General features: G+C 29.9%; 1 protein-coding gene. It reads right to left on the bottom strand.

Annotation, left to right across the window (positions count from 1 at the left end; all coding sequences use genetic code 11):
• Positions 1 to 261: 261 nt before the first annotated feature.
• Positions 262 to 465 (bottom strand): hypothetical protein (locus J7R05_RS07950; protein ID WP_208541843.1); only part of this gene is annotated, 204 nt, incomplete at its 5' end.

Genomic DNA, 465 nt, shown 5'->3' with positions numbered 1-465 from the left:
CTTCTTTTGGTTACAATCAATTTTGAATCACGTTTGAGTAATTTAGTTGTTAAATAGGGGGTTACGAAGCTTTTTATTTGCATGAGATTATTAAACACGGTATAAAGGAAGCGGAGGTTTATTTCTTAGCTTGATTAGTGAAAGAGCGTGTTTGGCATGGAGATGTTTTTTATAACTATGAGGAGGCGCGGCGTGAGTTTGGCTTGGATTTTATATATGAAAAAACATCTCATTTTTTTAAAAATAAACTCATAAAAACCATCAGATATTAAACTTTTCTCCACTTACAGTTGCACCTCCTTCATTACAATTTGCGATATGAACTTCAAATGATTTGTTTACTCTAACAAATTGCTTAATAAGTGAAGTGAAAATATATAACGAAATTTTTCTAAAGATATAAGTTTTTCGAATAATATCAAGTAACACATTAATTTCTCCCTCTCTTTTGAGATTATAAAAGAA

Origin of the sequence: Bartonella capreoli (assembly GCF_902813205.1) — a bacterium.
GTDB lineage: Bacteria > Pseudomonadota > Alphaproteobacteria > Rhizobiales > Rhizobiaceae > Bartonella > Bartonella schoenbuchensis.
Note: the sequence above shows the minus strand (reverse complement) of the source record. Positions and strands in the feature narration are given on the sequence as shown.